Annotated in this window: 14 protein-coding genes; 5 read left to right on the top strand and 9 right to left on the bottom strand. The window is 67.8% G+C overall.

Annotated elements, in window-relative coordinates; genetic code table 11:
• Window positions 1-3: 3 nt before the first annotated feature.
• On the bottom strand, window positions 4-1,212 hold the full coding sequence (locus KVT39_RS00330) for a polysaccharide biosynthesis/export family protein (RefSeq protein ID WP_217586816.1): 1,209 nt from the start codon (window positions 1,210-1,212) through the stop codon (window positions 4-6).
• Between the two features lie 127 nt (window positions 1,213-1,339).
• Here KVT39_RS00330 and KVT39_RS00325 point away from each other — a divergent pair, with 127 nt between their 5' ends.
• Complete coding sequence (locus KVT39_RS00325; protein WP_034179708.1) at window positions 1,340-1,765, top strand: hypothetical protein; 426 nt, start codon at window positions 1,340-1,342, stop codon at window positions 1,763-1,765.
• A gap of 160 nt (window positions 1,766-1,925) precedes the next feature.
• On the opposite strand, the gene KVT39_RS00320 is transcribed toward KVT39_RS00325, so the two are convergent.
• Window positions 1,926-3,782 (bottom strand): alpha/beta hydrolase, encoded by a 1,857-nt coding sequence (locus KVT39_RS00320; protein ID WP_217586814.1) that lies wholly within the window; start codon window positions 3,780-3,782, stop codon window positions 1,926-1,928.
• 639 nt (window positions 3,783-4,421) lie between these two features.
• On the opposite strand from KVT39_RS00320, the gene KVT39_RS00315 reads away from it, so the two are divergent.
• The 3 genes from KVT39_RS00315 to KVT39_RS00305 all read left to right on the top strand — a co-directional run bounded on the left by KVT39_RS00315 (window position 4,422) and on the right by KVT39_RS00305 (window position 9,486).
• Window positions 4,422-5,678, top strand: a complete 1,257-nt coding sequence (locus tag KVT39_RS00315; RefSeq protein WP_034179711.1) for an oligosaccharide flippase family protein — start codon at window positions 4,422-4,424, stop codon at window positions 5,676-5,678.
• Between the two features lie 75 nt (window positions 5,679-5,753).
• Entirely contained in the window at window positions 5,754-6,833 is a 1,080-nt protein-coding gene (locus KVT39_RS00310) for a glycosyltransferase family 2 protein (RefSeq protein WP_034179712.1), read from the top strand.
• A 451-nt stretch (window positions 6,834-7,284) separates the two neighbouring features.
• Window positions 7,285-9,486, top strand: coding sequence for a glycoside hydrolase family 3 C-terminal domain-containing protein (locus KVT39_RS00305; protein ID WP_217586812.1), 2,202 nt, complete (start codon window positions 7,285-7,287; stop codon window positions 9,484-9,486).
• 87 nt (window positions 9,487-9,573) lie between these two features.
• Here KVT39_RS00305 and KVT39_RS00300 read toward each other — a convergent pair whose 3' ends face one another.
• The gene (locus KVT39_RS00300) at window positions 9,574-10,833 is read right to left on the bottom strand and encodes an NAD(P)/FAD-dependent oxidoreductase (RefSeq protein ID WP_034179713.1); all 1,260 of its coding nucleotides are present in this window, start codon (window positions 10,831-10,833) and stop codon (window positions 9,574-9,576) included.
• Between the two features lie 104 nt (window positions 10,834-10,937).
• Between KVT39_RS00300 and KVT39_RS00295 the strand changes: the two genes are divergently transcribed.
• A complete protein-coding gene (locus tag KVT39_RS00295; protein WP_105391225.1) occupies window positions 10,938-11,657 on the top strand; it encodes a class I SAM-dependent methyltransferase in 720 nt (239 codons plus the stop codon).
• Between the two features lie 48 nt (window positions 11,658-11,705).
• Here KVT39_RS00295 and KVT39_RS00290 read toward each other — a convergent pair whose 3' ends face one another.
• The 6 genes from KVT39_RS00290 to KVT39_RS00265 are packed head-to-tail and all read right to left on the bottom strand — an operon-like array spanning window position 11,706 to window position 16,301.
• Window positions 11,706-12,140, bottom strand: coding sequence for an excinuclease ABC subunit A (locus KVT39_RS00290; RefSeq protein ID WP_217586810.1), 435 nt, complete (start codon window positions 12,138-12,140; stop codon window positions 11,706-11,708).
• Between the two features lie 13 nt (window positions 12,141-12,153).
• The gene (locus KVT39_RS00285) at window positions 12,154-12,579 is read right to left on the bottom strand and encodes a signal peptidase (protein WP_175748517.1); all 426 of its coding nucleotides are present in this window, start codon (window positions 12,577-12,579) and stop codon (window positions 12,154-12,156) included.
• A gap of 32 nt (window positions 12,580-12,611) precedes the next feature.
• Window positions 12,612-13,850: a beta-ketoacyl-[acyl-carrier-protein] synthase family protein gene (locus KVT39_RS00280; protein ID WP_217586808.1), complete on the bottom strand. Its 1,239-nt coding sequence runs from the start codon at window positions 13,848-13,850 to the stop codon at window positions 12,612-12,614.
• Complete coding sequence (locus tag KVT39_RS00275; RefSeq protein ID WP_034179718.1) at window positions 13,847-15,076, bottom strand: beta-ketoacyl-ACP synthase; 1,230 nt, start codon at window positions 15,074-15,076, stop codon at window positions 13,847-13,849. The genes KVT39_RS00280 and KVT39_RS00275 overlap by 4 nt, the downstream gene beginning before the upstream one ends.
• Entirely contained in the window at window positions 15,076-15,801 is a 726-nt protein-coding gene (locus tag KVT39_RS00270) for a 3-ketoacyl-ACP reductase FabG2 (RefSeq protein WP_034179719.1), read from the bottom strand. The genes KVT39_RS00275 and KVT39_RS00270 overlap by 1 nt, the downstream gene beginning before the upstream one ends.
• Window positions 15,798-16,301 (bottom strand): hotdog family protein, encoded by a 504-nt coding sequence (locus KVT39_RS00265; protein WP_034179720.1) that lies wholly within the window; start codon window positions 16,299-16,301, stop codon window positions 15,798-15,800. Before KVT39_RS00265 ends, KVT39_RS00270 begins: the two co-directional genes overlap by 4 nt.

Here is a 16,301-nt window from a genome sequence, read left to right as displayed (position 1 = left end):
GGTTCACGGTGAAATGGCCTTGGCCGTCAGCGCACCCTGCGCGGACGACGGAATCAGCAGGTTGACGACACGGCTCCAGCGCACCAGCGACGACGCATCGACGAACACGACATCGCGACGCTCGAGCGGAAACCGGTCGGCCAGCGCGAACGAGGCCGGCAAACTCCCGTCGAGGTGAAAGACCTGCGGCCGGTTGCCGGGCCCGCGCCGCACCACGTACACCTGCCGCGCGTCCGCCGTGTACTGGCTGACGCCGCCCGTGTCGCCGAGCGCTTCGCCGAGGCTCATCCGGCCGTCGGTCAGCGTCAGCGTCGCCGGACGCGACACTTCGCCGAGCACGAACACCTTGCTGTCGCTCGCCGCGCGCACGCGCACGAGATCGCCGTCGTGCAACAGGATGCTGGTCGGGTTGATGCCCGCGGCCAGCATGGCCGGCAGGCTCACCATCACGGTCTTGTCGCCGCGCGTCACCGACACCTGGGAGCGGTCGGCCGTCGCGGTGAAGCCGCCCGCACGGTCGATAGCCTCGGGCAGCGTCATCGGCATGTCGTTGACGATCTGCAGTCCCGGCGTGCGCACTTCGCCGTCGAGATAGACTCGCTTGCTGCGGTATGCCTGGACGCGCACCGCGATCTGCGGCTTGCGCACGTATTCGCCGAGCCGCTTCGTCAGCACCGCGCGCGCCTGCGCCTCGGTCAGCCCTGCCACGTGCACGAGGCCCGCATAGGCGAACTGAACGCTGCCGCTCGCGTCCACCGTATAACCGGTCGCGACCGAGCTGGCGCCGACGCCGTCGCCGCCGCCCGTCGTCTGGGTCGTCGGCAGGTTCAGTTCCGGGTGATCCCACACCACGATGCCTAGCACGTCGCCGGGGCCGATCACGTATGGCTTCGGCGTGCCGAACAACTGGCGGATTTCCGCGTCGACGCTGGCCGACCGTGCCGCATGCTGCTGCTCGACGAACGCCGGCGTGATCTCGATCAGATCCTCGCCCGCTACGTTCTGAACGCCGTCGAGGCCGCCCGAACCCGATGCATCGGCACCCACACGCGCATTCGCGTCGCGTTCGGCAGGCGCGCGATACGTCATGCCCGGCGCCAGCGCGCACGCGCTCAGCGCGCACACGGCGGCCGCCAGCGCCACGCGCGACAGCCAGCGCGTGCGTGACAGCAGCCTGCCGGCCGTCGATTCCTTTTGCGTCGTCGTTGACATGGTGTCCTTCCGAAACTGTGCGGTAACCCGCCAAACGCGGCGGGCTCCGGCATTACGCTTGCCAGCGCGGCTCGCCATGCGGCGCCGCGCCTCCCTCGTCACCGCACGTCATTCCGTACGATTCGTCATGAACTGCTCTTCGTCACTTTCGTCACTTTCGTCACTTATGTCGCTCGTCTGCATCCTGTCGGCCGGTTTCGCGTGCGCCGCCGATGCGCAATCCGTGCGGTCCGACCCGGCCGACGCGCCGGCCTTCGCATCGTCGGCGCTGATCGCGCCGGCCCCGCTGCAGCGTTCGGCGCAAACCGCGACTGCCGGCATCGCAACCGCGGCATCCGATGCCGCGGCGCCGGACCTTGCGCTTCCCGGCATTCGCACCGCCGCGGAACCGGCATCGCGCGCCCGCAGCACGCTGCGGCGGCCGCTCGTGCCGGGCCGTCCGAGCCGCCCGAAAGCGGCCAGCGCGCCCGCCGACGGCCTGTGGCGCAGCGACACGCTGTACGCATCGCCGTACACGACGTCGCCCTATGCGCAGCCGGGCGATCCGGACTGATGCGATCCGGCCGCTCATGCACGGGCGCGACGGCGCCTGCACCGATACACGATTGGACACCGCCGCGACCGGCGCGTCTGTGAGCGAGCCCACCGAACGCCGATCTTCATACGAAGCGGCGATCGCACCCCGTAATCCGCGCATCGCGACGCGATGCGCGTCACGAACTTTCGACCGATACGTTCGCGTACGGCCGCCCGGCTGCGTCGGGTGCCGACGGATCGGCGACGCGTGCGGCCGGCCAGCCCGGGTCGCCGCCCAGCGCCCGCATGCAGAGATCGATCACGGCGGCCGTTCCCGCCGCGCCGTACAGCGCGTGGTCGACCTGCGGCATCAGGTGCAGCCGCACGTGGCGCGAGCGCCGAAACGCGCACTCGACCGCGCCGAAGTGGCGCCGGACGTCGTCGATGCCCGGATCGAGCGCGCCGTACACGAGCATCGTCCACACGTTGCGCTGCGCGAGTTCGCGCATCACGCCGCGCGGCGTACCGGCACGCGGCTTCCAGCCGACGCGCGCGGCCGCCGCCTTCACCGGCACGCTGATGCGCGCGATACCGTTCGCCGCCACTGCGCGCAGGATCGGACGCAGGTCGCGCCGCTCGGCGACGAGCCGCTTCCAGCGCCGCCAGTCGCGCACCGACAGCCAGTAGCCGCGCACCGAGTTGATCCGCTGCTTCTGCGCCGCTTCGAGCGTGAGCCCGGCCGGCCACACGAAGCGCGCGAGATTGATCGCGATCACGCCGCCGAGCGACGCCGTTTTCACCGCCGCATGCAACGCCGCGTACGCGCCGGAACAGATGCCGGCCGCGATCACGTCCGGATGGCCGATCGCACGCAGCCAGTCCGCCGCCGCCGCGACGTCGTCGATCGCCTGCGGCGAATACACGACGCCCGACTGGTCGTCCGGCGCACCGGGCCCGCTGTCGCCGACGCCGGTCACGTCGATCCGCAACGTCGTCACGCCGGCCCGCGCCAGTGCGCGGGCGATGCGCACGCCGAAGCGCCCCTCGCCGCTGCGCGGATTCGTCGACGTGTTCGCGATCACGAGCGCCGGGCCGACCGGCGTTGCCGGCCGCGTCCCCGCCGGACGGCACAGCACGCCGACCAGCCGGCCCGGGCCGACCGCGACGACCTGCTCCGTCATGTCGCCCATGTCGAGCGCGACGGCCGACTCGCCGCTCCACGTGCCGACCGTGTGCGGTGAAACGCGGGCGACGACGGCCGTATCCGGTGCGCGCCCGACGATCCAGTTCACCAGCGCGTCGATCGCCGCGTGCGGCAGGCGCGAGCGCGTGCCGTCCAGCATCGTCGTCGGCCATTCACGGAACGGATCGCACGTCACGTCCACGCCGCGCGCCAGCAACGCGTCGCGCAACGCAGGCCCGTCGCCCTGCTCCGGCTGGATCAGCAGCATCGCACCGGGCAGCGCCGGCGCGTCGCGCACCGCGTCGCACAGATCGATTGCCTTCAGCGCGTCGACGAAATCGGCCGGGTAGCGATGCCCGAGCACGTTCATGCACGATTCGTCGCGGTGCGCGACGCGGATCGCGGGCGGCATCGTATCGAGCCACTGGCGATGCACGAACGACAGCTCGCGCAGGTATGCACGGCCGCGCACCACCGGCGACAGCGCCACCATCGCATCGACGCGCGGCGACGCGTGCCGGCCCGCGCCCGAGGCGGCCAGCATCGCGAACAGCGCACCCGCGCGGAGGCCGACGAGCGTCAGCGCGGTCACGCCGGCTTCGTCGCGCAGCAGGTCGATCGCGTGATGAATGCTGTCGATACTGGCGGCATGCCGTCCGACGTCGAGATCGTCGCCCGCGGAATCGCCGGCGCACGGATAGTTGAACCGCAACACCGTGACGCCCGCGCGGGCGAGACGCTCCGCGATCGCCCGCATGAGCTTGTGCGTCCACGCGGCCTCGTGACCCAGCGATTCGCACAGGATCACGCCCTGTCCCGTCTGTCCTTCGTGCAGCCACCCCACACAGCTGCCGAACGTTATCGGTTTCACTCGGTACTCCTCGGATCGGTATTTGTTATTCCATGCGCACGCGCGCCGGCGGCTCCACCGGATTGCGCGGCTGCGCGATTCCCGCGACGGGCCGGCGACGGCAGGAAGTCCGGCTGCGGTCTTCCGCCGCGCCCCTGCGCGGCCCGCTCGCCGTGTTCCATGCGCCGCACTGCCCCACGCGCGAGCCGGCCTCGCGCAAGCGCGCGCCGGCCGGCATGCGTGACATTCGCCGCGTTGCACCGGCTTCATCCGCTCGCGGGCCGGTCGTGCTGCCGGTTGCAGGCTTCGCCTGCATCACATCCGCCGCGGACGAAACAGTGCGTCTGATTAGATCATTCGGCCCGATCGGCCTTCGGTGCGCCAGCTTACAAATGCATTCATCACCGCGGCGATACAACACGGCGCGCACTTTCGCGATTCGTTCCGCCCGTGCGAATGGAATCCGCGAACGGTAGGCTCGCGAACAATGCGTCGCCGCGCGGCCCGTATCATGGCCGCCATACGATGTGACGTAGCCGTGCCGGCCTCGCCGGAACGGGTCGCGAATCCTCGCAGCCGGGTCAGCGCCGACCGGCCGCGCATCCGCACGGCAGCACGCAACCCGCCGCCATGCGATACCCAACGGCGCCGACCGAGCGAATGTCAAACCTCAAGAAGAACTTCCTGCTGCTGCTGACGCTGCAGATTTCGATGTATGCGGTGCCGCTGCTGATCGCGCCGCTGCTGACGCACGCGCTGGGCCCGGAAGGCTATGGCCAGCTCGCGTTCTCGCTCGCGGTCATCGCGTATCTCACCAACTGCACGAGCTACAGCTTCGACCTGACCGCGACACCGCGCATCGCGCTCGCCCGCGACGACCGCGCCGAACGCTCGCGCATCTTCTGGGCGACGCTGTACGCGCAGATCGGGATAGCGGCCGTCTGCTTCGTCGTGCTGGTGGTGCTGACGCTCGTGATCGGGCGCTTCGGCGAGGATCGCGACCTGCTGCTGATCGGGTTCGGCATGGTCGCCGGCGTGGCATTCACGCCCGGCTGGTATTTCCAGGGCATGGAGAAGCTGCGCGCGCTCAGCCTGATCCTGTTCGTCGGCCGCGTGCTGAGCCTTCCCGCGATGTTCGCCGTCGTGCACAGCCCGGCGGACATCGATCGCGCGATGATCGTCAACGCCGCCGTGCCGCTGCTGTCGGCGATCGCGCTGGCCGTCTACCTGTATCTCCATCGAGAAATCGACTTCGTGCGCGTCGGCGTTGCCGACATTGCCGAATCGCTGAAAGGCGGCTGGCAGGTGTTTCTCGCATCCACGTCGATCGCGTTCTACGCATCGACCAACACCGTGCTGCTCGGCTTCGTGTCGGGCAACGTCGCGGCCGGCTACTTCGCCGCCGGCGACAAGCTGATCCGCGCGGCGCTCAGCATGCTCCAGCCGCTGAAGGCCGCCACCTATCCGCGCATCAGCTACCTGATGCGGCATGCGCGCAACGACGCGTTCTCGTTCCTGCGCAAGCTGTTCGTCGTGCAGGTCGTGATGGTGCTCGGCATCTCGCTGGTGATTTTCTTCGGTGCGCCGCTGGCGGTGCGCATCCTGTACGGCCCGTCGTACGAACCGACGGTTCACGTGCTGCGCTGGATGGCGTTCATCCCGTTCATGGCCGGCATGACCGACCTGTTCGGCGTGCAGACCATGCTGCCGCTCGGCATGAAGACGGCCTTCACGCGCATCCTGATGTCGTCCGGTATCCTGAACATCGTGCTGCTACCGGTGCTCGCGAAGTATTTCGCCGAACTGGGCGCCGCCGCCGCCGTGCTGCTCGCGGAGGCCGCGGTTGCCGCCGCGCTCGCGGCCGTGGTCTATCGCGCCGGCATTCCGCTGCTCGGCAGCTCCGTTGCGCGCCGCTAGCATGCGGCCGCATGACGGCGCGGCGCGGGCCGCCCGCGCCGGAAGACTCGAACCCGCTTCACCGGGGAGCTGCTCATGGCAGACCTGACCATTGCAATCTGCAACTACAACCACGGCGCCTATCTGCGTGCCGCGATCGACTCCGCGCTCGCACAGACCGCGGACGGCATCCGCGTGCTGGTGATCGACGACGGATCGACCGACGATTCCCGCGACATCATCCGCTCGTACGGCGAGCGCATCGCGGCGGTCTTCCAGGAGAATCGCGGCCAGGTCGCCGCGTACAACCGCGCGCTCGAGCATGTCGCGACCCGATACGTGATCCTGCTCGATGCGGACGACCTGCTCTATCCCGACGCCGCCGCCCGCGTGCTGGCCGCGTTCGCGGCCGGCGACTTCGTGAAGGTGCATTTCCGGCTCGACGTGATCACGCGCGAAGGCGCCGCAACCGGCGTCACCGTCCCGCAGTCGGGCGTCGACACGGATTGCGGGCGCCTGCTGCGCGCGGGCTGGCTGTATCCGTCGCCGCCCGCGTCGGGCAACGCGTACCTGAGCGACGCGCTCCGGCGCATCTTCCCGGTGCCCGTCACGGCCGACAACCTGCACGGTGCCGATTTCTATGCGATCTACGGAATCGCGCTGCTCGGCGCCGTCCACATGATCGACGCGCCGCTTGGCGGTTATCGCGTTCACCAACCGGCCGCACACGCCGCCGGCGACGCGAACCGCGATACCGCCGATCTCGCGTTCGCCAATGCGGAAGACGCAGCCACGGGGGCGTCGAAGGCTGAACGCCGATGGTCGACGCTGCGCACGATTGCCCGCTCGCGGCTTCACGAAGCGCTGCCGAGCGAACCGTTCGATTTCTCGATCGAAAAGGCCCGCTTCGCGAGCACGCTGTACCGTGCGCCGCTCGCGCGCCGCTGGCGCTGGTTCCTGTCCGATTCGGGCCGTTACTGGCATACCGTGCTGCGCAATCCGTTCTGGCGCCCGTTCAAGAAACTGGCCGTCGCCGGGCTGTCGCTCGCATGCCTGCTGCCATCGTCGACGCTCAGCGACCGCGCGATCCGCTACATCGCCAATCCGCTCGCACGCGCACGCAAGTCGTCCGATCCGCGCACCGCACGCGATCCAGGATCCCGTACCGCCGGATGACGGCAGGCTCCGTCGATTCGATGCGCACGCAACGAACCGCACCTGCTGCTTCGCCACACTCCCTGCGCAAACGCCCATACGCAGGCACTTCTTACCCTGCTGCACAGCCGCAATCGGGAACGATGACCGTCTTTTCGTCGCATCGCGCGACCGTACCGAATAAAGATCGTACGTATCGGTAGAAACACCGATGCTGTAGTCGAACTACATTCATACCATTAGTCGCTGCTGAGAGTCGCTACATCCGATTCGGCAGCGTCGGACGGCCTGCGCGTCGCCGCCCGCGTTGACCGGTCGAGCCCAACCGGCCGTAACGATTCCCCGCCTGGCCTGGCATGCCGACGCGCAACCACCCTGCATCGCCAGCCGAATGCGTCCGGTGCGAATCCACCGGACGTGCGCAGCTCCAGACATCATCCGAACAACGAGCAATACGATCATGGAGAGCAACATGCGGGACAAACTCTGGCCGGCCGTCGTGCTGGCAGCGACCCTCTGCACCACCGCCTACGCGGGCAACGCCGATTTCAACTCGCAGGGCGACGCCGCCGACGCATTTGCGTCGGCCGCCGCGCAACGGCGCGCCGACCTGCTCGTGCGCAAGATGACGCTCGACGAAAAAATTCAGTTCATTCATTCGCAATACGAAATGTCGAAGGTGCCGGGCGGCGGCGCCGGCTACATCCAGGGCGTGCCGCGGCTCGGCATTCCCGATCTCAACATGGTCGACTCGGCGACCGGTTCCGGCAGCACGTCGCAGGCCAGCACGACGTTTCCCGCGACGATCGCCGTCGCCGCGAGCTGGGATCGCCGCCTGTCGTACGACTTCGGCAAGCAGGTCGCGATCCAGTTGCGCGCGCAAGGGTTCGGCATGGGCCTCGCCGGCGGCACCAATCTCGCGCGCGAACCACGCGGCGGCCGCCTGTTCGAGTATCTCGGCGAGGATCCGCTGCTCGCTGGCGACCTGCTCGCCGAACGCACGCTCGCGACGCAGCGGCAGAAAGTCATCGCGACCATCAAGCACTACGCCGGCAACGAACAGGAGCACGGCCGGATGGGCGGCAACACGCAGATCGACGAACGCACGCTGCGTGAACTGTACCTGCTGCCGTTCGAAATCGCCGCGAAGCGCGGGCGGCCAGGCAGCGTGATGTGCAGCTACAACCGCCTGAACGGCACGTATGCGTGCGAGAACAATCACCTGCTGAACGACGTGCTGAAGAACGAATGGGGCTTCCAGGGCCAGGTGCAGTCCGACTGGGGCGCGACGCACAGCACCGCCGCCGCGATCAACGCCGGGCTCGACGAGGAAGAAGACGTCGGGCCGAGCGTGTACCTGACGCCGGCGGCCGTCAAGCAGGCGATCGCGAACGGCTCGGTATCGACCGCGCGCCTCGACGACATGGTGCGCCGCAAGCTCGCCGTGATGATCCGCGTCGGCGTGATGGACGATCCGGCCAAGGGCGGCGGCACGATCGATTTCGCGGCCGCGAACCGGTTCGCGCAAGCCACCTCCGAGCAGTCGATCGTACTGCTGAAGAACGACGGCAACCAGTTGCCGCTTGCCGCGTCCGCGCTGTCGCGTATCGCCGTGATCGGCGGCCATGCCGATGCGGCCGTGCTGTCGGGCGGCGGCTCGGGCAACACGCGCGATCCGGTGACGGGTTCGTTCGCGGGCTGCGGCGGCCTGACGTTCGGGTCGTCGACGGGATGCAGCTGGTGGCGCAATCCATGGCTGAAGGTCGACGTGCCGATCGTCGCGGCGATCCGCGCGCTCGCGCCGGCCGCGCAGGTCACGTACGCAGGCAACAGCGACCAGCAGTCGCCGTTCCGCGCGTACACGCAGCAGGAGATCGACCAGGCCGCCGCGCTCGCGGGCCGTTCCGACGTCGCGATCGTCGTGGTCGCGCAGCCGTCTGGCGAGGATTTCGGCGAACTGCAAAGCCTGAGCCTCGCGAACCCGTCGAACCAGGACGCGCTCGTCGAAGCCGTCGCGCGCGCGAATCCGCATACGATCGTCGTCGTCCAGAGCGGCAATCCGGTGCTGATGCCGTGGAAGGACCGGGTGTCCGCGATCGTCGAGGCGTGGTATCCGGGCGAAGCCGGCGGCAAGGCGATCGCGAACGTGCTGTTCGGCGCCGTCAATCCGTCCGGCAAGCTGCCCGTCACGTTCCCGGCGCGCGACCAGGATTCGCCGACGTGGGGGCAAAACGGCGCGTTCGACAACGATCCCGTCTACGCGGAGAAGCTGAACATGGGCTATCGCTGGTATGACGCGCGCAACATCAAGCCGATGTTCGAATTCGGCTACGGGCTGTCGTATACGCACTTCGCGTATTCGGGGCTGTCGGTGTCGCGGCAATGGGACGGCTCGCTGAGCGTCGCGTTCACCGTGCGCAACGACGGGCGCGTCGCCGGTGCGGAAACGCCGCAGGTCTATCTCGGCGTGCCGTACAAGGACGAGCCGCCGAAGCGGCTGGTCGGCTGGGAGAAGATCCGGCTGAATCCGGGCGAGGCGCGGCATGTTCGCGTCACGGTGTCGCCGCGGATGCAGAGCGTGTGGGATACGTCGCGCAACGGCTGGCGCGTCGTGCCGGGCGGGACGGTGTATGTCGGCGCGTCGTCGCGCGATATCCGGCTGCAGGGTAACTGAGCGGCGATGAACCGACGGGGGCGCCGCACATGACGTGCGCGGCGCCCCCGCATTTGCTCATCTGCCGACGATCTTCAGCGGAACCGTTCAATCGGCGCGCTGCTCCGGTCGGGCCGAGCGACAGATTTCGGCAAGCACATCGAGACCACGCGCCGGCTCGCGCACAAACGGATTCGACTCGTCCCATGCGTAGCCGGCCAGGATCGAGCAGATCATCCGTTTGACTTCCGGCGCCTTGTCCTCGTGGAAGACGATGTCCTGCAGATCGCCGGAATACCAGCGTTCGACGAATGCGCGGAACGTATCGATTCCCTTGCGCAGCGGCGTGCCGTAGTCGCGCTGCCAGTCGACCGTCTCGCCGCGCAGGTGGCGCTCGAGCGTCGCGACCGCCAGATGGGACGACCGCAGCGCGATCGTCACGCCCGACGAGAAGATCGGGTCCAGGAACTCGCCCGCATTGCCGAGCAACGCGTAACCGGGACCGTGAAGGCGCTCGACGTTCGACGCGTAGCCGCCAATGTGCCGCACCGGCATCACGAACGGCTTGCTGCCGACGAGGCGCGCCAGCGTGGGTTCGGTCTGCAGCAACTCGCGCAGCAGTTCTTCGCGATGCGTGTCCGGCACGTCGAGGAAAGCGGCCTCCGCCACGCAACCGACCGACGAGCGTCCGTTCGTCAGCGGAATCATCCAGAACCACACGTCGCGCCGCTCGGGGTGCACCGCGATGCAGATCTTGTCGCGATCGGTCGATCCCGCGGGCAAGCGATCCTCGACGTGCGAGAAGATCGCCGCGCGCATCGGCAGCCGCGTCGGCGCCTCGAGATCGAGCAGGCGCGGCAGCACCCTGCCGAATCCGCTTGCATCCAGCACGAACGACGCGTGCACGCGGTAATCGCACCCGGCTTCGTCCACGACCTCGAGCGTCGGGCGATCGCCCGGCACAAACGCGCGCACCGTGTGGCCGAATCGCACGTCGGCACCTTGCCGAGCCGCGCAGCGAATCAGCACGTCGTCGAACGTGGCGCGCTCGACCTGATACGCCGTCCCCCATCCTTCCGTAAACTTCTCGCGAAAATCGAACGACGACATCCGGTCGCGATGCACGAAGTACGCGCCGTTCTTGAACTGGAACCCTGCCTCGACGACCGCCTGCAGCATGCCGGCCTCGTCGAGATAATCCATGCTCTGCGGCAGCAGGCTTTCGCCGATCGAGAAGCGCGGAAAGTGCTGGCGCTCGAGCACCAGCACCGACCGTCCGGCCTTGCGCAACAGCCCCGCTGCAACCGCGCCGGCAGGTCCTGCGCCGATGATCGCAACGTCGACCGATTCCGATTTCATTTCATTCATGCTTGCCTTCCATCCCGGTTCATCGGGCAGGTTGATTCTTTACGCCGCAATTCGGCGATGCAAACTACAATAACCGTTCAACAAAAGATACCAACGAAAGGCACATGACCGCTTATCGCACGCGCACGTCCACTTACGTTCCCGAAACCGCATTCGGCATCTGGTTTCTTCGCACGCACACCTGGGAACATCATGTGCTTCGCGTGGCCATCAACGACCTGAAGCGGCTCGTCGCGGCGCCGTTGCCGAAATCGCCCGTCATCCTCGATGCCGGCTGCGGACAAGGCAAGTCGTTTCGCTTGCTGAACGACGCGTTCGCTCCCGGCAAGATCGTCGGGATCGACTGCCACGACGAATCGCTTGCGCACGCGTCGGAAGCAGCCCGGCATTGCGGTGCCCCCGTCGAATTGCGGCATGCCGACTGCGCGAGCATTCCGCTCGCCGACGCAAGCGTCGACGTCGTTTTCTGCCACCAGACCTTCCATCACCTCGTCGAACAGGAACGTGCGCTGGCCGAGTTCCATCGCGTGCTGAAGCCGGGCGGCGTGCTGCTGTTCGCCGAGTCGACCGATGCCTATATCAAGTCGTGGGTCATCCGGCTGTTGTTTCGACATCCTATGCAGGTTCAGAAAAGCGCGGACGGCTATCTCGCGATGCTGCGTGAAACCGGCTTCGCGTTCGACGCCCGAAACGTGTCGTTTCCGTATCTGTGGTGGAGCCGCGCGAAAGACTTCGGCCTGCTCGAACGCATCGGCCTGCACCGCCCGAAGCCCGGCAAGCGTCGCGAGACGCTCGTCAACGTCGCCGCACGCAAGCCGGCCTGAACGGGGCCCGCCATCGGGCGGCCCTCGTTCAGGCTCGCCCGCCGCGCGTCAGTGTTTCAGCGTCACGACCTCGCCCGTCAGCGCCACGCCAGCCACGAATGCGCCCGCACCGCAGGTAAAGTCGGTCGTACTGCTGCGCAACACGTTCCGATAGTTGCTCTTGATCCCGACGACAGCGTTGCCGCCCTCCTTCCGCGCTCGCGCCTGAAGCTCGAGCGCCGCCGACAGGAACACGTGCTGGCACGCGGCCTCATCGCTCTTGCCGAACGCGTTGGTCTTCTTGTTGGTCGCGAAGGTGCCGTACGACTTGACGATCTTCGGGTGCGACTGATCGCCGAAATAGAGCGCGACATCGCCGCCGAGCGTGTCGCCCTCGCTCGTCATCGCGCTCTCGATCGGATAGTTGCCGACAGAATCGCGCGCATGAGCCTGCGACATCGCCAACGTGCCGATGAGCAGCGAGAATGCAATCCGGTATTTCATGCCGTCCTCCGTGTCATTGCTTGTCGAGCAGCACGACGTCGCCGGACACCGCGATCGCGCCGGCGCTGCCGCTCACGCCGCAGGTGTACTCGGTCGTCGAATCGGAACGCTTGTCGTGAAAGCGCGTCGTCACGTTGATGACCGCATTCCCGCCATGATTCTTCGCATATTCGCGCAGACGGTCCAGCGCCGTGCTCAACGCCTGTTCGCACGTCGGCTGTTCCGCTTCGGTCGCACGCCGCACGCGCACCGACTCCGAACGCGGGCCGATGCTGGTCTTCACTGCCGGATGAGCTTGCGCTCCGAAATACAGGCTGACACCCGACGCATCCTGCGCCGTCGCCGACGCGGGCAGCGGCAGCGAACGAACCACGGTGCCGCAGCCCGTCAACAACGTCGCCGCGATCAGCATGCCGGCCAGATGTGCTTTCTGCTTCATTGTTCTTGTCCTCTCAGCTCAGTAGGTTCACTTCAATCGCCTTTCCAGGCATCCAACAACACACTTGCGCAGCTCCCGCCGAACCCGAACGAGATCGACAGCGCGCGCTCGATCCGCGCGGTGCGTGCTTCGCGCACCAGCGGCATCCGTCCGAGCGCCGGATCGGGCTCGCCCTCGACCGCCGTGCCGGCAACGAAGCCGTCACGCATCATCAGGATCGTGTAGATCGCCTCGTGCGCCCCGCTCGCGCCGAGCGGATGACCGGTCATGCCTTTCGTCGACGAAAACGGCGGCACGTGGCCGCCGAACACGTCGGCAAGCGCCTTCAGCTCCTCGACATCGCCAAGCGATGTCGACGGTGCGTGCGTGTTCACGTAATCGGGCAGTCGTCCGCCGCCTTCGATCGACATGCGCATCGCACGCGCGATCCCCGCTGCGTGCGGCGTGGCCATGCCCGCGCCATCCGTACTCTGGCCGAACCCGGTCAGTTCCGCGTAGATTCGCGCGCCGCGCGAGCGTGCATGGTCGAGCGACTCGAGCACGAGGATGCCCGCCCCCGACGCGATCACGAAGCCGTCGCGGCCGCACGCGTATGGCCGCGACGCCTGCGCCGGCGTGTCGTTGTAACCGGCCGACAATGCGCCCATCGCGTCGAACATCAACGTCATGTTGTCGTGGAGCGCCTCGCTGCCGCCCGCGAGCACGATGTCCTGACAACCCGACCGGATCAGCTGCATCGCATGCCCGATCGCCAACGCACCGCTCGTGCACGCGGAAGACGGCGAATAGGACACGCCCTCGATGCCGAACAACTGCGCGACGCACGCCGACGCCGTGCTGCTCATCGCACGCGGGACGATATAGGGCGGCGTCTTGTCGATCCCGCGCTGCGCCGCGATCGCCATCGCGTCGTCGTAGTCGGCCATCGAGCCGATGCCCGAGCCGATGATCGCGCCGGCGCGCGGCGAGCGCAGCGTCGCGGGATCGAGCCCGGCATCGCGGAGTGCCGCGGCCGCGGCATGCGCGCCGAAGCGGGCGGTATCGCCCATGAAGCGTTCGTGCTTGCGCGCGAACGGCGCAGCCGCATCGACACTGGCGACGCCCGCGACCTGGCTGCGGAAACCGCGTGCACGCCAGCGGTCGACGCGACGGACAGCGGAGCGGCCGGCACGCAGCGCGGCCGACACGTCGTCGAGCGAATTGCCCAGACACGACACGATGCCGAGCCCCGTGACGACGACGCGCGCCGGCGCGTAACCGGCTGCGCTCACGCGACGCCCCTGCGGAAGATCAACGACGTGTTGATCCCGCCGAAGGCGAAGTTGTTGCTCATCGCGAACTCCGCGTCGATCGCGCGCGCGCCGCCGACGATGTAGTCGAGCGAAGCGCAAGCCGGATCGACGTTATCGAGGTTGAGCGTCGGCACGTACCAGTTGCGCTTCATCATCTCGATCGTCCACCACGCCTCGAGCGCGCCGCACGCGCCGAGCGTATGACCGACATAGCTCTTCAGCGAACTGATCGGCATGTTTTCGCCGAACACCGATGCCGTCGCATGACTCTCGGCGACATCGCCGCGATCGGTCGACGTGCCGTGCGCATTCACGTACGCGATCGCCGCCGGATCGAGCGACGCGTCGCGCAGCGCAAGCCGCATCGCGATCGCCATCGTTTCGGCGGTCGGCTGCGTAATGTGTCCGCCGTCCGAATTGCAGCCGAAGCCGACGATCTCGGCATGGATCGTCGCGCCACGCGCGAGCGCATGTTCGTATTCCTCGAGCACCAGCGTCGCTGCCCCTTCCCCGACGACCAGACCGTCGCGGCCGACGTCGAACGGCCGCGGCGTCAGTGCGGCGGCATCGTTGCGCGTACTGGTGGCATACAGCGTGTCGAACACCGCGACGGCCGGCCCCGACAACTCTTCGGCCCCGCCTGCGAGCATCAGTGCCTGCTTGCCGGCCGCGATCGCCTCGTAGGCGTAACCGATCGCCTGGCTGCCGGACGCGCACGCCGACGACGCCGGCACGATGCGGCCCTTCAGATCCCAGAACAGGCTGACGTTGACGGCCGTCGTATGCGGCATCATCTGCACGTAGCTGTTCGACGTCACGTCGCGCATCGAGCCGGTCTCGAGCATCGTGCCGAACGCGCGGATCGGCTCGACCGAACCCGACGACGAGCCGTAAGCGACGCCCATCCGGCCGTCCTTGATCGACGGATCGTCAGCGAGCCCGGCATCGGCGAGCGCGAGCTCGCTCGCCCGCACCGCATACAGCGACACCGGCCCCATCGACCGGGTCTTCTTGCGCGGGTACCATGCCGGCGCCGCGAAACCCGGCAACGGACACGCGAGCCGCGTATGCAGCGACTCGTAGCAGTCCCACTCCTGCATGCGCCGCACCGCGTTGCGCCCGCCGCGCAGGCGTGCCTCGATTTCCGGCCACGTTTCGCCGAAAGCGGTCACGCCGCCCATTCCCGTCACGACGACTCGCTTCATCACACCATCCCGCCGTTGACGCCGATCACTTGCCGCGTTACATAGGTCGCCGCATCGGACATCAGGAATCCGACCACCGCCGCCACTTCGTCGGGCTGGCCGACACGTCCCATCGGCACGGTCTGCAGCGCGTGCTCGAGCGGTACGTCATCGAGCATGCCGGTGTCGACGAGGCCGGGGGCAACGCAATTGACCGTGATGCGTCGCGACGCCAGTTCGACCGCGAGCGCCTTCGTCGCACCGATCAACCCGGCCTTCGCCGCGCTGTAGTTGACTTGTCCGCGATTGCCCATGACGCCCGATACCGACGCGATCGTCACGATGCGGCCCCCGGCGCGCAGCCGCACCATCGGCATCGTCAGTGGATGGACGACGTTGTAGAACCCGTCCAGCCCGGTTTCGATCACGACGTCCCAGTCCTCGTCCGTCAGCGCGGGAAACGCGCCGTCGCGCGTGACGCCGGCGCTGCACACGATGCCGTAGTACGCGCCGTTCGCTGCCACGTCAGCCTCGAGCTGCTGCCGACAGGCCGTGCGGTCGCGCACGTCGAACTGCAGCACGCCCGCCGTGCCGCCCTGCTCGCGGATCGCGGCCGCAACGGCTTCCGCCTGGTCGCGACCGCTGCGACAGTGAACCGTCACGGAGAAGCCGTCCGACGCGAGGCGCATGGCAACGGCCCGGCCGATACCGCGGCTCGCGCCGGTCACGAGTACTCGCCGAGTCATGAGTTGAAACTCCCTTCGATAAAAGACTGAAAATCGTCCGGCTGGTACACCTTGACGATCGCCTCCGCGCAGCACCGATCGCCTGCATGGATCGCGCATTCGTAGGCGCCGTGCCCTTCGTCGCCGCGCAGCAATTCGCGCGCGGTGATTCGCAATGTCGCGCCGGCGTCGAACGCGGCCCGGTGCGCGGTGTAACGGTTCGCGCCGAGCAACACGCCCGGTTTCGCTCGCCCGCCCGCATGCCGTGCGAGCAACCCGACGTGCGCGGCAATCGCCTGCGCCATCAACTCGATACCGATCCACGCCGGCATCGCACCGTCGTCGCCGGCATACCAGGCATCGTCGCGCACGCTCGCGGCCACCTCGATCGCCGTTTCCGAACAGCGTTCGATCGCGTCGAGCAGCAACATCGTGCCGCGATGCGGCAGCACGTCGAGCACGTCGCAAACGGCGATCTCCGCACCGTCGTGCAACGTTTCGGTGAGCGAACCGGTCTGCAT

It is taken from the genome of Burkholderia sp. GbtcB21, assembly GCF_019091065.1.
GTDB classification, from domain to species: domain Bacteria; phylum Pseudomonadota; class Gammaproteobacteria; order Burkholderiales; family Burkholderiaceae; genus Burkholderia; species Burkholderia pyrrocinia_C.
This window is presented reverse-complemented; position numbering and strand designations above follow the sequence as displayed.

Coding starts and splice junctions, on each gene's coding strand:
- KVT39_RS00325 (WP_034179708.1), top strand. CDS start 1,340: ATGAACTGCTCTTCGTCACTTTCGTCACTTTCGTCACTTATGTCGCTC.
- KVT39_RS00270 (WP_034179719.1), bottom strand. CDS start 15,801: ATGACTCGGCGAGTACTCGTGACCGGCGCGAGCCGCGGTATCGGCCGG.
- KVT39_RS00285 (WP_175748517.1), bottom strand. CDS start 12,579: ATGAAGCAGAAAGCACATCTGGCCGGCATGCTGATCGCGGCGACGTTG.
- KVT39_RS00310 (WP_034179712.1), top strand. CDS start 5,754: ATGGCAGACCTGACCATTGCAATCTGCAACTACAACCACGGCGCCTAT.
- KVT39_RS00265 (WP_034179720.1), bottom strand. CDS start 16,301: ATGCAGACCGGTTCGCTCACCGAAACGTTGCACGACGGTGCGGAGATC.
- KVT39_RS00315 (WP_034179711.1), top strand. CDS start 4,422: ATGTCAAACCTCAAGAAGAACTTCCTGCTGCTGCTGACGCTGCAGATT.
- KVT39_RS00295 (WP_105391225.1), top strand. CDS start 10,938: ATGACCGCTTATCGCACGCGCACGTCCACTTACGTTCCCGAAACCGCA.
- KVT39_RS00290 (WP_217586810.1), bottom strand. CDS start 12,140: ATGAAATACCGGATTGCATTCTCGCTGCTCATCGGCACGTTGGCGATG.
- KVT39_RS00305 (WP_217586812.1), top strand. CDS start 7,285: ATGCGGGACAAACTCTGGCCGGCCGTCGTGCTGGCAGCGACCCTCTGC.
- KVT39_RS00300 (WP_034179713.1), bottom strand. CDS start 10,833: ATGAATGAAATGAAATCGGAATCGGTCGACGTTGCGATCATCGGCGCA.
- KVT39_RS00330 (WP_217586816.1), bottom strand. CDS start 1,212: ATGTCAACGACGACGCAAAAGGAATCGACGGCCGGCAGGCTGCTGTCA.
- KVT39_RS00275 (WP_034179718.1), bottom strand. CDS start 15,076: ATGAAGCGAGTCGTCGTGACGGGAATGGGCGGCGTGACCGCTTTCGGC.